The 15327-nt window shown below is 35.6% G+C and carries 15 protein-coding genes and 1 pseudogene; 1 reads left to right on the plus strand and 15 read right to left on the minus strand.

From position 1 onward, the window contains the following. Positions 1–463 precede the first annotated feature (463 nt). The 6 genes and pseudogenes from ppsA to BS101_RS14430 form a co-directional block, all read right to left on the minus strand. On the minus strand, positions 464–3091 hold the full coding sequence (ppsA, locus tag BS101_RS14410) for a phosphoenolpyruvate synthase (protein ID WP_073539454.1): 2628 nt from the start codon (positions 3089–3091) through the stop codon (positions 464–466). Between the two features lie 47 nt (positions 3092–3138). After that, complete coding sequence (locus BS101_RS14415; protein WP_073539455.1) at positions 3139–3735, minus strand: TetR/AcrR family transcriptional regulator; 597 nt, start codon at positions 3733–3735, stop codon at positions 3139–3141. A gap of 346 nt (positions 3736–4081) precedes the next feature. Further along, positions 4082–5452, minus strand: coding sequence for a serine hydrolase domain-containing protein (locus BS101_RS14420; protein WP_073539456.1), 1371 nt, complete (start codon positions 5450–5452; stop codon positions 4082–4084). 272 nt (positions 5453–5724) lie between these two features. Next, positions 5725–6138 (minus strand): sensor histidine kinase, encoded by a 414-nt coding sequence (locus BS101_RS23400; RefSeq protein WP_198039486.1) that lies wholly within the window; start codon positions 6136–6138, stop codon positions 5725–5727. 23 nt (positions 6139–6161) lie between these two features. Beyond that, positions 6162–6770 carry a histidine kinase dimerization/phospho-acceptor domain-containing protein gene (locus tag BS101_RS23405; RefSeq protein ID WP_198039487.1) on the minus strand — a complete coding sequence of 203 codons (609 nt, stop codon included), beginning with the start codon at positions 6768–6770 and terminating at the stop codon, positions 6162–6164. Beyond that, positions 6770–7442 (minus strand): annotated as a pseudogene (locus tag BS101_RS14430) (response regulator transcription factor). The gene BS101_RS23405 and the pseudogene BS101_RS14430 overlap by 1 nt, the downstream one beginning before the upstream one ends. Positions 7443–8832: 1390 nt before the next feature. Here BS101_RS14430 and BS101_RS24400 point away from each other — a divergent pair. Then, positions 8833–9135, plus strand: coding sequence for an ABC transporter permease (locus tag BS101_RS24400; protein WP_347472777.1), 303 nt, complete (start codon positions 8833–8835; stop codon positions 9133–9135). 157 nt (positions 9136–9292) lie between these two features. On the opposite strand, the gene BS101_RS14445 is transcribed toward BS101_RS24400, so the two are convergent. The 9 genes from BS101_RS14445 to BS101_RS14480 all read right to left on the minus strand — a co-directional run bounded on the left by BS101_RS14445 (position 9293) and on the right by BS101_RS14480 (position 15319). Continuing rightward, positions 9293–9844 (minus strand): histidine phosphatase family protein, encoded by a 552-nt coding sequence (locus tag BS101_RS14445; protein ID WP_073539459.1) that lies wholly within the window; start codon positions 9842–9844, stop codon positions 9293–9295. A 228-nt stretch (positions 9845–10072) separates the two neighbouring features. Continuing rightward, positions 10073–10309, minus strand: coding sequence for a hypothetical protein (locus BS101_RS14450; protein ID WP_242951285.1), 237 nt, complete (start codon positions 10307–10309; stop codon positions 10073–10075). A gap of 228 nt (positions 10310–10537) precedes the next feature. Further along, on the minus strand, positions 10538–10828 hold the full coding sequence (locus BS101_RS14460) for a hypothetical protein (RefSeq protein ID WP_073539460.1): 291 nt from the start codon (positions 10826–10828) through the stop codon (positions 10538–10540). Between the two features lie 252 nt (positions 10829–11080). Next, entirely contained in the window at positions 11081–11257 is a 177-nt protein-coding gene (locus BS101_RS22850) for a hypothetical protein (protein ID WP_156876057.1), read from the minus strand. A 308-nt stretch (positions 11258–11565) separates the two neighbouring features. Then, positions 11566–11712, minus strand: coding sequence for a hypothetical protein (locus tag BS101_RS22855; RefSeq protein ID WP_156876058.1), 147 nt, complete (start codon positions 11710–11712; stop codon positions 11566–11568). 99 nt (positions 11713–11811) lie between these two features. Next, positions 11812–12249, minus strand: coding sequence for a hypothetical protein (locus BS101_RS14465; RefSeq protein WP_073539461.1), 438 nt, complete (start codon positions 12247–12249; stop codon positions 11812–11814). Positions 12250–12278: 29 nt separating this feature from the next. Next, positions 12279–13883, minus strand: a complete 1605-nt coding sequence (locus BS101_RS22860; RefSeq protein WP_073539462.1) for a GH-E family nuclease — start codon at positions 13881–13883, stop codon at positions 12279–12281. Positions 13884–14218: 335 nt separating this feature from the next. Continuing rightward, on the minus strand, positions 14219–14506 hold the full coding sequence (locus BS101_RS14475; protein ID WP_073539463.1) for a hypothetical protein: 288 nt from the start codon (positions 14504–14506) through the stop codon (positions 14219–14221). A gap of 66 nt (positions 14507–14572) precedes the next feature. Continuing rightward, the gene (locus BS101_RS14480; RefSeq protein ID WP_073539464.1) at positions 14573–15319 is read right to left on the minus strand and encodes a protease inhibitor I42 family protein; all 747 of its coding nucleotides are present in this window, start codon (positions 15317–15319) and stop codon (positions 14573–14575) included. Positions 15320–15327 lie beyond the last annotated feature (8 nt).

Here is a 15327-nt window from a genome sequence, read left to right on the forward strand (position 1 = left end):
ATTCATTTTCGCGTATTTATCAATTCGAGAAAAAGTTTTACCCCCTCTAAGCAAAAAATACCCCAGAACCCTAGTCTAGGCAAACATAAAGCACACAAAAAAAATAGGTCAAAATGCCCTAAGCCTTTGATACCAAGCTATTTCCGCTCTATCCTTACCACACACTCAACATGTGTTTTGATAGAAAAGTGATACTAATTCGCAGATATATTGATTTTGCATAAAGATATACCCCCTAAAGTAAGGGGGTCGTATATCCTCATAGTACAGCAAGCACTTTTGCCCTATGGATTTACGTTCCTGTATTTCAACAGGTTTGCTCTTAGCGCTTATATTTCAATTTTTTTACACTAGCATAACAATTATTAGTGTTATAGAGAAACTACAAATAAGTATTTTATTCAAGGTTATGAACTCTTAAGAGCGAGGTCAAGAACACAACTGAAATAAATATTATTACCTGTTACAGTATTTCCAAATACCCTTCCGTTCCATTTACCCTAATCCTCTGCCCATCTTTGATCAGCTTAGTGGCATTTTCCACGCCTACCACTGCCGGAAGACCATATTCCCTCGCAACAATGGCGCCATGCGTCGCTACTCCGCCTACCTCCGTCACCAGGCCTTTGACGGATACAAACAGGGGTGTCCAACTGGGGTCGGTGAATGTGGCAACCAAAATATCGCCTTCCTCTATATGGGCGTCCTCTATCCTTAACACGACCCGAGCCCGACCCTCAATGATGCCGGATGAAACAGGCACCCCCGCCAAAGCGCCTTCAGGAATATTGCCGTTATCATATTCACCTGATATAACCTCACCCTCAGAGGTCATCACCCGTGGTGGCGTCATCTTCTCATAGACCTCGTATTCCATTTTTCGCTTAGTTATAATGCTGTAATCAAGACGGTTTATTTTAACAACCTCCCTGAGTTCTTCAAAAGACAGATAATAGATATCCTCCTTCTCCTGGATAACGTCCTTTTGTACGAGCCTGGCGCCCTCCTTCAGTAGGGCTTGCTTAATGATCCAGAAATAGCAAACCATGAAATATTTCGGGTACTCCCGATAGCCAATAAAATTGCGTAAAACGCTGATCGCCTTCTTTGTTTTTTGGGCTTTTCTTTTACCACCGGGCAACTCTGCCAGGCGACTTAGGAGATCCTGTGCTTTTTGCTCCGCTTCCTGCCACCCCTGCTCAAATTTAAGGTTATGGGCACCCGACTCAAAGTTTCTGATGTTGCTGAGAATCATAGGGATAAGCGCGGTTGGATGTTCGTTCCAACGGGGCATAGTAATATCGATCTCACCGGAACAACGCATGCCGTATTTTTTCAGGTATGCTCGAATAGAAGCACTTACAGCTTTTCCGCCTTCCAATTTAGCCAAACACTCAAAAAATGTTTCATCACTGGCGTGCCCAAGATATTCAATTATCTCCGGGTATTGCCGGATGACATCCGCAACGTCCAAAAGCTCAAGGCCCATCTCGGATGTGACATTATTGGACACAGATTGAGAGAGAGTATCGGCAACGTTCTTTTCGCCTAACCATTTCTGCATGTTCTTGTTAAGCCACTGAGACGTGTAGCCTCCGACAACCATCAATGCCATGCCGTCAGAAGTGGCTTTTTTCAATTCCATGCTACTTTGTAGAATGAGATCAAACAAGTCGTTCCCATATACATTGGCGGATCTTTGCTCCACTGCCCGAATCAATGCCCTATTGCGGGCAATCATTTTCTCGACGACCATCGCATCGTTCTTCCGGTAGAACTTTATGGCTTGAATCACCCAGGACAAAATCCCCAATAGCATGGTATTCGAGGTCAGCGCTGACTTCTCTCGAGACAACGTCTTGATAAAGTCCTTCCTTTCCATCAATTTGAAAAGGGCGTTCGATCCCAGAACATCGGAACTGCGATATCTGCTGAGGACTACTTTCCCCAGCCGCGAGGAAATTGAGCTCGATACATCCATATAAAGCCTTCCGCCGGCATCGACCAAATCCGAGCCGCTAACCATCTTGAAGATAGGTTGGTAGAAGGTTATGCCCAATGGTTTCATGGCTTCCGTCATCATCTGTTGATGGCCGAACGACAGGTACACATGGTTTTTCCCATCTTTCACTTCCGGTTCGGGGTATAGAGTAGTGATGGGGCGGCTCTGAACGATATAGGCTTTATCTTCATAAAGGCACCATTCAATGTCCTGAGGGCGACCAAAATACGTTTCAGTCTTTCTTCCCATGCGCTCAAGCTGCAAAATCTGCTCATCTGTCAACGTCTGCATATTCTGCTTTTGCATCTCGATTTCCTTTTCCTCAGTGCCTCCTTCTTTTAAAGCGTAAATTGCAAGCTTCTTGGTGGAAATCTTTTTATTGATAATCCTACCTTCTCGCACCTTATAGATATCAGAATTCACCAGGCCGGAGACCAGTGCCTCACCAAGCCCAAAGCTTGCATCGATGGACAGCACCTTCCTGTTTGATGTTACCGGATCAGCTGTAAACATGATCCCTGAAGCCTCAGGGAAAACCATTTCCTGGATTACCACAGACAGATATATCTTGCGGTGATCAAAGCCATTTTGAATACGATAAGTTACGGCACGGTCAGTAAAAAGCGATGCCCAACACTTGCTGATAGCTTTTAGGATGGCATCTTTCCCGATAATGTTCAAATAGGTATCCTGCTGTCCTGCAAAGGATGCTGTCGGCAGATCTTCCGCTGTAGCGCTGGAACGTACTGCATATGCATTTTTTTCCCCAAGTTTTGAAAGCTGCGTTGTAATTTCTTCTTCAATGTCCCTTGCAATGACTATCCCTTCGATGACCCTGCGGATTTTTTTGCTGATTTCACTGATTCTTTCCCTTTCATCAGCCATAAGATACGATAATTGATCCAGTAAATCGCTAAGTTCCTTATTATTGTCAATAATTCTTTTATAGGCTTCAGTGGTAACACAAAAACCATCTGGAACCCGTATCCCCTGGATCCTGGACAGTTCCCCCAGATTGGCTCCTTTTCCTCCTACAATCGAAAGCTTATTTTTATCAATCTCCTGAAACTTGAGCACATATGAATTCATACACATTCTCCTCTCTATTATTTAATGGGCAAACAATCAGGTATTATTCATTTTTTTGTCACTGCAATCCCTTCCTTTAATATTTTTATGGTATCGTTGAGCTTCTTTAAATACTTATCCTCGTCAAGCCCTGCAAAGAAGCTCTCATTTAAAATGAGGGTGATAAGTATATCCGCAACCAGATCGGAATCAGCTTCCGGCTTGATTAAGCCACGCTCTTTATCACTCTCTATATTTTTTTTCACCGATTCAATGGTAGTGGCACGAAACCTGGCAATGAATTTGCTGTTGTCACTCCACATCAGTATGCCTATCCGGCTATAATCAGGTCTAAACTTTGCCCATTCTAATGCTGCTTTCATTTCTTCCATACCAATTTCAAAAATGTCCGCATCCGTGTTTAAAACTTTTATATGAGACATAATTTCGTGCTTTTCATTTTCAATTTTTTCCATCATATAAAGATATATATCCTCTTTATCATTAAAGTATTGGTAAAAACTACCCTTAGGTATACCTGCGTTCTTAATAATCTGGTTGATTGATGCGTCGGTGAAACGCCTGATAGAAAACTCCTTCACTGCAGCATCAAATATTCTTTGTTTCTTATCATCATTTAAATTATGAAAAGTACTTGTTGGCATAATTTATCCTCCTTTTGTGACCTGGTGGCCATGTGATATAGAAAAAAATTTATCTCATCTGCAAATACGACTAGGTGGTCATATAATAATATTATTATATGACCACCTAGTCGTAATGTCAATGTAAACTTTATTGATATAATTATTTGCTGTCAATGAACATTCCTCCAGCAGCCCACTAATACAATGCCCATACGGTCTGACTTATGTTTTTGTGCAATATTGACTTATGTCAATATCTTGGACACAAGTCTAGGAAAGGGCAATTACTTTATTATGTAGTTAATATTTTAAACGCTAGAACCAAGCTTGCATTCTTGCCCAATAAAATCCTTAGGTGCTGTCATTATGATATCTTTGGTGCGGCACGCATGCCGATGTAGCAAAATATTGAACCATCCATCAACTTGTGGAAAACCACAGGAATCCAATCCTGACCAGCAGCCCCGGCAAATACGGTCTCAGACACAGGTATAAGTTTTATTTCAAGTGATGGTGATGGATCTTTCCTGCCGTCATTTATTTCATATACCAAATGTAATATTCCGTTATGCTCTGTTATGGTAATGACGACTCCTTTACGCTCGTAGGTTCCTATGAATGGTGCGATATCAACCATAGGTGGTTGTGAAGATGGTCCAAAGGCTTTGTCTGGCATTCTCACACCAGCAAGTTCCTCAAACAGTTCCCGAAAAAGTACTGAGTGTAGCAAGTCTGAGGCTCCGCCATTAGTCAACAAGGCAATTGCTGTTCCGGTTTCTGGAACTACACGCAAGTATCCATTCTGACCAATGGTAGCACCGTCGTGTCCAAACACTTTAACGTCATCCCAATCATATAACATCCAACCAAGTCCCCATCCCTCGTTACCGGATGTCCACTTGTCAGGAGTTTTTGCTTCAAGATGCAGCATAGCAGTAACAGTTTCATTGGTTAATATACGGGTATTATCTGGTGCTTCTCCATCATCAAGATACACCTTTGCAAATCGGATCAGGTCAGCAGCTGTAGCACATAAAGCACCACCACTCGGACCGGCTGAACGAGGCAATAGGTTCCAGAATGGTACTGGATCTGGCCCCAAGTGTCCCATCGCCGCACGAAATCGCAGCACTTCCTCGGGGAGGGTCACTGTACTGGTGAGTCCTAGCGGAGTAATGAGTCTGTCCCTCAACGCATCGTCCCAAGTCTGACCTATCAGCACCTCGATAATACGGCCTAACACGTTGTATCCAACGCTACTGTACGAAACAATCGTCCCAGGTTTGCTGTCCAGCTTTAACTCCTTAGCAGCTTCGATGTAGTGTTCTAGACAATCATCCCCGCGACCAGTGTCAAACGTAAAATCGCTGGTTAGACCACTAGTATGGCTGAGTAACTGACGAATCGTTATCGCATCGGCCTCGGGAACCGTAAATTCTGGGAATATCTTCTTCAATGGTGTATCCAAATCCAGTTCACCCGAATCTACTAGCTGCATCACCAGTGTAGCTGTGTAAACCTTAGTAATTGAACCGACCTGGAATAGCGAATCAGTTGTGACATCCACACCAGTCCCCCTATGCAGCACTCCACTAGCCAGCTCGTGAATTTTTCCATCAGTAAGTACCGCCAGGGACGCTCCTGGTATTTGACAGTTTTCTCGTAGCTCGTTCAGTCGATTCTGCCAGTGATAATAGTTTAACTTTGTGGTATTTTCTTCCTTTTTATGGCTCATATTATTTTCTCCTTTTCTCCTTATTTTAACCTTTAATACAAGGTATAGCACCTCGATTCTTCATAGATAAGAATACAATAGTTTTTTAAACTGAATTTAAACTATCTAGTTTTTTAATCATAATTCTCATCTTCAAAACCATATTTTCTCTAGTAATATGCTCATTTAGGAGAATTATTATTAGCTATTTATTCATGAAATTTATATAAAAAACAACCTCACATATTGTTCATAATGAGGTTGTTTTGTCTATTGGAATCCTTATTTATATTTTATAAGTTCCTCGGTAAAGTTACAATAAATGTAGTACCTGTGTCTAATTTACTTTGCACATGAATAGTCCCTTGATGCATATCAACAATCTTTTTAACTATTGAGAGCCCCAAACCACTGCCTTTTATTAAAGGGCTTCGTGATTTATCACCTTTAAAAAAGCGCTCAAAAATACGGCTCTGATCTTCCTCAGCAATACCTATTCCAGTATCAGATATCTTAAATTCCAAAATGTTACCTTGATTATGCAGATTAATTCTTACACTTCCACCTTCAGATGTAAATTTAATACTGTTATTAATCAAGTTTATAAAGACCTGACTCATCATATCTTCATCTGCTTTAATTTCAACTTCTTCCAAAGATACATCCATATTAATGTTCTTATTAAGCCACTGTGGCTCACAAGACAAAATAATATGTCTTATCTGTTTATCTACACGATACTTCTTGGTTCAAACTTAATAGTGTCCGATTCCAGTGAGGCAAGTCTTAATAAATTGTCACTAAGCTTGGATAACCGCGTACTTTCAGCTTCAATAATATTTAGATAGTGCAGCCTTTTATCAAAACTTAGCTTGTCATTTCGAAGCGCCTGTGCAAAACCACGGATGGATGTTAGAGGAGACTGGATTTCATGAGATACATTTGAAATGAATTCCTGCCTCATTTTCTCCATCTTGCTTAATTCTGAAGCCATATTATTTACACTTTCCACTAGTTCGCTGTATGGACCTAATTCTTCAATATTCTTATATAAATTTATATTATAATCTCCTTCTGCAATTTTCTTTTGAGCCTTAATAATTGAATCAAAAATACCTGATTTATGTTCATCAAAGAGTAATGCAACTTTGATTATTATTAGCACTATAAATAACCCAAGTAAGGAATTGATAATCTGGACTAATAAATCTGGTGGAGAGTATCCCATTCTGGCATAAATATAAGAGGTTAGGTAAAAAGCTGCTGCAGAGCATCCTATAAAGAGAAAAAGTGCAGAAATTATCCCAAGAGCATTTTGAATCCTTTCTTTCCTTTTCATCAATAACCCTCCAAGCGATAGCCCAACCCACGGACAGTTTTTATTTTAAAAGAATGATCCCTCTCTGAAAGCCGTTCTCGGAGCCTGTTAATATGCACATCCAAGGTTCTTTCGTTTCCTTCGAAGTTATAGCCCCATATATCTTCAATAAGCTGATCCCTGGAGAAAGTCTTTCCTGGAAAACTTGCAAGTTTAAATAGAAGCTCAAACTCCTTAAGAGGTAGATCTTTACTTTCGCCGTTAACTATTACTTCATAGTTTTTTCGGTTCATAAACAATTCTCCAACTTGTATTGTATTTGACGCAGCAATTTGATAGCGTTTAAGAAGAGCTTTTACCCTGACAATCAACTCTAAAGGATCAAAGGGTTTTACCAAGTAATCATCTGCCCCCAATTGGAACCCCTTGACCTTTTGACTTGTTTCTCCATTAACTGTAAGCATAAGCAAAGGAATATCATAATACTTTCTAAGTTCAGAACATAACTCCCAGCCATCCATATTAGGTCATCATCACGTCAAGAATAACCATATCCGCTTTAATAGTCTCAAGTTTGGCTAAAGCTTCTAATCCATCAGATGCTTCATATACATCAAAACCTTCATCCCGTAAAAATAATCCAACTAATTCACGAATATTAGGATCATCATCCACAACCAATATTTTACTCATTTTATGCGCTGACTCCTTTCTTCACAGCCTGATATCGGTATAAGCTATAAAATAACCTCATGCTTATTATTTCGTCTTTATATCATACCACATTCTAATAATATATAACCTCTTTTTAAACTGAATCAAAGTGGATAATTATAGTAGTGCGACCGCCTCCACATGGATGATGTGTTCTAGTTGGTATATGATATCATCTCACCTGATACCTGATTTATTTTCATAATGGTATCGACTTTAGTTATGCCGCCAGTTAATATCAGGCACACACCAATGGTAGCAATCACAGTTGAACGTGAGTAGCCTGTAAGATATCCACTACCCCCTGCACTCTAGAATGGTATCCATGAAAATATACGTTTATATATAAAAGAATCAACTGGATTAAGAAGAATTGCGGCTATAAACAATCCGATAATTAATACAAATATTAATCTAATAAGGGTTCCTTTCTTAAGGGGTTTCTCCATGTAGTGAACTACACCTCGCAACGAAAGTTTACCGTTTTTCTTCCAGCCCAAAAAAAGCAGCAGTCCGAGTTCTGCGGGCACAAGAGCAACACACATAGCAATCACCCAGGCAAGATATGATGGGTAACCAAGTAATTGGACAAGGGTGCTCCTATAATAAAATATGCTGCCAGAATCAGCACAACTGAAAGCAGAAGTGAATGCTATTCTTCACATAAGCGCTTCACAACCTTATTTACCAACTTTTTAACTTGAATCTCCTTTTCCATAGTAGTTGTCCTCCTTGAATTTTAATCTTATAAGTTGAATCAAGCCACAGAAAGTACATTAAAAAATTTAAAAATCTCCGTCACTACAATTGACTTCGTGAATAATGATATAATAGTTTTTTAAACTGAATTTAAACTAAAAAAACTCATATATTACTTATAGTGAGATTGTTTAATAACATGGAATCTTTAGTTAGATTTATTTTAAAGAAGTTGGAGTAAGCTTAGATGTCAAGCATGAGGGTTTTGTACAATTTCAATCCTGTAACTAAATGTATCTTTATCCTAAGCACTAGGTTACTGGAGGATTAAAAAAAGCCGGTCAAGGCGAAACCAATCCACCCAACCGGCATAAATATTTTCTATTCAATTACAACTTCTATCTCTATCCCATCAATCAAAGTTACAATAATCTTCTCCCCATCAAATACAGCCATCTTCTCCACTATCCTAAAAAAACAAATTCATAACAAAATTTTCTATCGACTCCGCTTTCTCTAATATCTTTATAAAAGCTTTCATCAAAGCTTAAACAAATCATTGCTTTTTCAATAATTGTCGATATAGTATCTTGCCTGTTCTATTTCTTACCTGTCGTTGTACACATATCTCCCCGGTATAGCCCTCCGCTATTTCATTTTAATTGCCGGCATGCTGATCGGCAACTCTATGACCGGTATCTCCTTGGGAGTAAGACGTTTAGTTGATGGAATGCGGACACAGAAAAATTTAGTTAAAGGATCTTTAATGCTTGATGCAACACCAAAAATGGCAGCAAAGCAAATTGTGGATAATGCTTTTGATCCGGCAATCCTGTCTACCATCAATTCCATGGTTGGTATTGGTATGGGAATTGTTTTTTTACTAGGTATGATGACAGGTCAAATACTATCCGGCACCTCACCTGTTACAGCGATAGAATTACGATTATTCTTGGAATACTTGGCAGTGTAGCATTGACAGTAATTTTATTTGTACAGTTAGGCTATAAAACGTTTTTCAATGAGCAAAGCCAATTAACAATTGGTGACTAGTAAATAATGTTTTAAGTATAAATACAGAGTTCATATGCTTGATTTCAAGGCTTTCCATATGAGCTTTATTTTTTCTCTTATCTGTATCTTCCCAAGTTCACTAAATCTGATAAGGACAATTTACTGATGATTTCATAACCGTTTCCTTGTCCCCGTGGTCTAACAATAACTGTTCCCATGTTCGGGATTTGGCCTAAACCAATCCCTTCTGGAAAACTATGAGCAATTATAACCTTGTTGCTCCCCTGAGGAGGTATGACTTCCAACCTTGACTGAAAAGAGCCTAATATTCTTCGTTGCTCTGCAGCAGATATACTTCCACTTAACTTATAAACTTCAAACCAAAATGGGTCGATTTGAACATTTGACCTTCCAAAAGCCAATTGTGCCGTTTCTATAGTTCTGCAAAATGGACTTGTTAGGACAGGATAATTGATAGGAATTCGTAAATTACGAAGAATTTGGCCATAGTAAATTGCTTGTCTTCTTCCCATTTCAGAAAGATTTCTTTGAGTAAAACAATATAGAAAATTTAGATACGGTTGATCTTCTCCAACAGTTGCTTCCCCATGTCTAACATATAGTATATATCCTCCGCCCCTTAATAAATCTAGTAACGAATTATTCAATTTAACTTCTCCCTTCCCTATGTTTACTTTTTATAATAATAATTTAATTTATGATAATCACCGCAAGGATGTTAACCCATATTTTATATGGTCTTCCACTATTTTGGGTACCCCCGGAAAGCAATATTTATCGCATCCTATAAAACTGGAAAAAGTCAAGGCAATTACAGTAAAAATAAAAAGCCGGTCAAGGCGATTACTAACCACCCCAACCGGCATTTCAATGTCTTATTCAATCTCACACTCAACCTCAGTGCCATCCATCAAACTTACAATAACCTTCTCCCCATCAAACACTGTCATCTTCTCCACTATCCTAAAAAATAAATCTATATCAAACTCTTCTATCAGCTTAGCTTTCTCTAACATCTTTATAAACTGCCTTGCCTTATACCTCACTAATACATTGTCACTCTGTAACCTTTCTTTCCACTTTTCCATAAAATAATCCTTATTTTGAACCATGGCATTAAAAGCTTCTACAAATACCCTGTATAAAACCCTATCCTGTTCGTACCTTTTCCATCCAAATAATCTCTATAAATCCTTCTCACAATCTTAGCTTGTTTCTGGTTTATAACTAAGTTTCCGTCTTTCCCTTTATCATAGCCTAAAAACTTTGTGTAATTTACTGTAACTTTCCATGGACGTAATAGCTTTCAGCTTTTAAAAGCAAAGCTATTACGTCTTGAACTAATGAAAATCAACTAAAGTTGGAAAGAACCTATTTGACGCATACCTTGGGTCCATTATAATATTATCTAAGATAGGATAATAAAATCCATCCAGATAAGCCATATTGCCAAATACAGCAGATATCCTGTTTTCACTTTTAGCTTCATAGGTTTGTTTTCCTGTAAGTGCATCATAGAGTCTAATAGTAGCTGTACCTGTAAAAGGTAATATTAACTTTTTCTTTGGAACCTCCATATTAGTTCCCTTTATTAAATCTTTGCTGTAGGCAATGCTATTTTTAAAAGCCATGATGCTCCTCCTCTCTATTAATTTTTCTATATTTTTGAATATAAACTTATATACTTAAAGTGTTAAAAATTTTTCGTGATGTTAATTTAAACACGTAAAAAAAACCCTCTACCATCAGGTATGGGCTTTAGTCATATAATAAAAATATTGTTTATCAATTACTAAATTGAATTATAAACTTTATAAGAAAAATGAGATTTTGATTACAACACCAAAAACAAATATACTGCATAAAATTAACAGTATCCCATCTTATTTTTTACCTTGGTTATAAAAGTGCAAACCATTAAAAATTTGAAAAATACCTAAACAAGTAAGCATATACGGCATTACTATTCTGCCATCAATCTTACCAATAAATATGCTTATAGATAATATAATTATTAATATTCCAAATATAAATCTAACTATTGAAAAATTTCTTTTCAAAGTCTTCCCTCTTTTGATATTTATATTTAGTTCGTTTTAAGTCACTACTTCGTATCAATTATAATTTTATAATATCACTATAATGACTGGCTCTTACTAATTTCTTCTATGTATAGTAAAATAAATGAACACATTAATATAGGAAGAATGTGTATTAGTGGTACTACTTTTTTCCTATCATAAAAAACAAAGAATAATTAATTTCTGAACCATCAATAACCTTGACATCATTATAAAAAACATTTGTTACCACACTTTTAAATCCAAGTTCTTGTAACAATTTTTCTAACTCATTTTGCTTAAAGCCATTAATGACCTTTAAAATCTTTTTCTAACTTGTGAAAACTTCCATCATCTTCAACTAATTCAACAATACATAAATATCCAGTGTCTATAATCATTTCATATAATTTTTTTAAAGTCGTTCTTATATCTATAAGATGATGTAATTCCATCGAAGTATATATTACATTAAACTTTTATTTTTTAGTAAGCGTAGCTAAAGGACGTTGCAAAGCCTTAGCTGAGCTTGCTTGCTACTGGCTATTTTTGAATTAATCTTTTATAATACTTTTTTTGAAGAAATTAATATATTTATCATCTTCATCCTCAAAACATCTTCCGTCTGACATTTTGTTAGCCACAGCGAAATATTTTTGTGCCATATCAAACCTTTCTAATCCAAATAACACCTTCGCTGCTAAAAAATATCTTTCTCCACTATCAATTCTAAAAGTAGCACATCTAGAAAATTCATTTGACCACTTCTTTGCTTCTTCAAAGTTATTAATTAATATATAAGCTTCACAAATGGATTGTGCCAAATGATAACTTTCACTATAGTTTTCTTTTGGATTAGGAAGTTTCAACCATGCCTTTTTTAAAATTTCTATTACTTTATCATATTTTCCTTCATTATATTCTTTGTTACTCTCATGCATTAAATCATGTATAACTTTACTTAATTCATTATCAAGTATTAATTTTTCCATTATATTTACTCCATTCATTTAAATTATTGTTATTTTATTGGTGGTACTTTTGTTTCTATTGGTGGTACTTTTGTTTTTGTTGTTGGTACTTCTACCTCTACAGGTAATTCATCATCTATTATCGGTGGTAGGTATGTTTCCTGAATTTTCGCCCCATCTGACCTATTTATACTATAATGTTCAAGATAATAATTTTCTGATTTTAACATCCATTCTCTTACTTCTGGTGCTTTTTTCCCAAATTTTCTTCCTGTTTCATTCCACCACTTAACTGCGTCTGTTTTATGTGCCATATCTCCATATTTTAGTTCATACCATTCTCCATCACTTGCTTTAAACATGGTTTTCCCATCAATTACATCTATATCTCCATCTTTCAACATTCTTTCAATAACTTCTTTCCCTGTACGTGAACTTTTTCCAGGTGTTCTTCCCACATATTCTAATCTTTTGGTTATTCCTGCTATTAGCGAACTACTCTCCCGACCTAATACATTGTATATATATTGACCTTCTAATTCATATAGTTTATTGATATTTGTGTTTAACCTATCTTCACTAATTCCATCAGAATCCAATAAAATTTGTCCTATAACTCCTTGTAAAACATTATTAAAACCCTGTTCAGTAAAACGTTCTAACAAATTGTCATTTGGATTTTTATCTCTATAATTAGATATCTCTTCTTCAATTATTCTTTTTTCTTCAATTGTTTTAGCTTCAAACCATTTTAGTGATAAACCTACTAAAACATTTTGAGATTTTATTGAATACTTACCTGAATCCCTTTCTTTATTATATAATATATCTGGGAATGTTGCCATTTCTTCCATTAACTTGTAATATTCATCTTCACCTAATATTTTTTCTACATATGATAATATCTCTTTTTCTCCATTAGTCAAGTCATTTGGATTTTTTAGCATTAATTGTATTACCTTATTCTTATCTACTTGTCCATTTTCTGAAATAGCAGAAACACCCCTTAATTCAGATATCCCTCCAGTTATTCCTGATATTTTTGAAAATACGAAACATATATTTTCTTCCATATCTCTTACACCATTACAATATAAATTAAATGAATCATTGAATTCTGTCAAACTTATTGTTTGATTTTTAAGTGAATTCTGTAAATTTAAAACATCATCTGTAATCGGAAATGATGTAAAACTTAAACTATTTGCTAAACTTAATATTTCTTCAAATTTAGAATTCATCTTTTTATAATTATCTATACATTCACTAACATTATTATTTATTTGAAATTGTCCTCCATATTGGAGTGAAATAACTCCTGTATCATCATTTGTAAGGGCTGCCCCGCCCCCACTTCTTTTTATGCAGTTTACAAAATCCTCACTTTGCTTTTTTAATCTAACTGCCCTTGGCTTTTCTTCATTTTCTAAAGCATTTTTCACGTACTTTATATCTTCTATTAAATTTGTATAAAACTCCTGATTTTTAATATGCTTTTCCATGAATTTATCTTTTGCTTCACCTGACCATCCAGCTTCAGTAAGCTCTGCGATAGTTCTATTTATATTTTCTTTTTGTTCTTCTAATGTCTTTATAATGTTTTCATATTCATTTATTGTATTAGTCAATTCACCAATATCTAATTTAAAATCCATTTACTTTCCCCCATGTACTAATCACTTTATTGTATTTTAACATTAGCAATATATATCTAATTTTTACATTAATATTCATATATTTCCTTTATCTTAATGTTTTTGTATGTACATGTCAATACGTCCTCATTCTTACTTTTAGTATTAAAAAACCATTTAAGTCATTTTGAATTATCAAAGGACATTTATATATTTAGATTTATTGATTTGCTGGCATTTTTTTCACTATTCGCCACAAAATTAAAGGATGTTATTTCTCCGAATCGCACTATAATCTTACACCTGCATCTCTTTTCAAAATAATCATATTACCAAATATATTTAGCGATACCTACTTATTTTTTCATAGTCTTAAAGATTCCAATAGCCTTTAAAGCATCCTTAAAAGCACATATATAAATTTCTCTGTATATAATGACCATCTCGGCATTTGTAATATCCCCATATTCTACAAATAGCCCCTGTAATTCTTCATCAGCCTTATTTATAAACTTATCCTGTACCTCCAATAATGCAATTTCCAATTTCTTGCATTTTCCATCCTTTTTACCTAAATCAAGTGAAATACCGTTAAGCCTTTTATCAATAAAGAAATCAATAAACTCTTGAAATTCTTCCAGCATATCCATACCTCCAAATCTTATGTTTGTGGTATGTTAACTCTTAATCGATATGCTTTCAAGTTATATTCATTTCACGTTAACACTTAATTTAAAAGTATTTATAGTTGAATTAGAATCCCACTCTCGACTATATTTGAATTGAATTGATGTTTTTCCAGTATTAATAGCTTGAAATAACCATCTATCTCTTAACCCTGCTCCAGGACACGCCTGAGGATATAGCGAATAAATTATGTTAATATGTTCAGTATTTTTTATTATAGAACTACCTGTTGATACTGATTGCCAGCTATAACCTCCATCATACCCGTCATCAGGAAGAGTTAGTTGAAGTGTTTCACCTTTTTTTAAAGTTATACTTTGGTTATTGAAGCTTTCATCAATTTTTGTAGCATTTGAGTTAATAGTAAAAGGCATACAAATTCCTTTTTTTATGTTAGAGCTATCCGCTTTATCCAGAACATAAAGCACATATGAATGGCTAGGTTTATAATTATTAATTGGCGAGATTTCAACTTGCTTGTAATCATCTGACAAAGCAACTTCTGTTTCTACTTTATTATAACAGTCATCTAAAATAAATATAGATGAATCATTAATTTTGGATTTGTATACTAGTGATTTAAAATTAATTTTCCAAACCTTATTTTCATCCACATCTTCCCTTAAAGGCAATGATTTCCAGTTTTCAATGTGCTCACGTTCAAGATTTTCGTATTCTGGTGCAGCAGAAAAAACTACAGTATTAAGCAATAAAAGTATACTAAAAACATAAGTAATACTTATAAACAATTGTTTCTTAAATTTATTCACTGATAAGT

The organism is Clostridium kluyveri, from assembly GCF_001902295.1.
In the GTDB taxonomy this organism is placed as follows: domain Bacteria; phylum Bacillota; class Clostridia; order Clostridiales; family Clostridiaceae; genus Clostridium_B; species Clostridium_B kluyveri_B.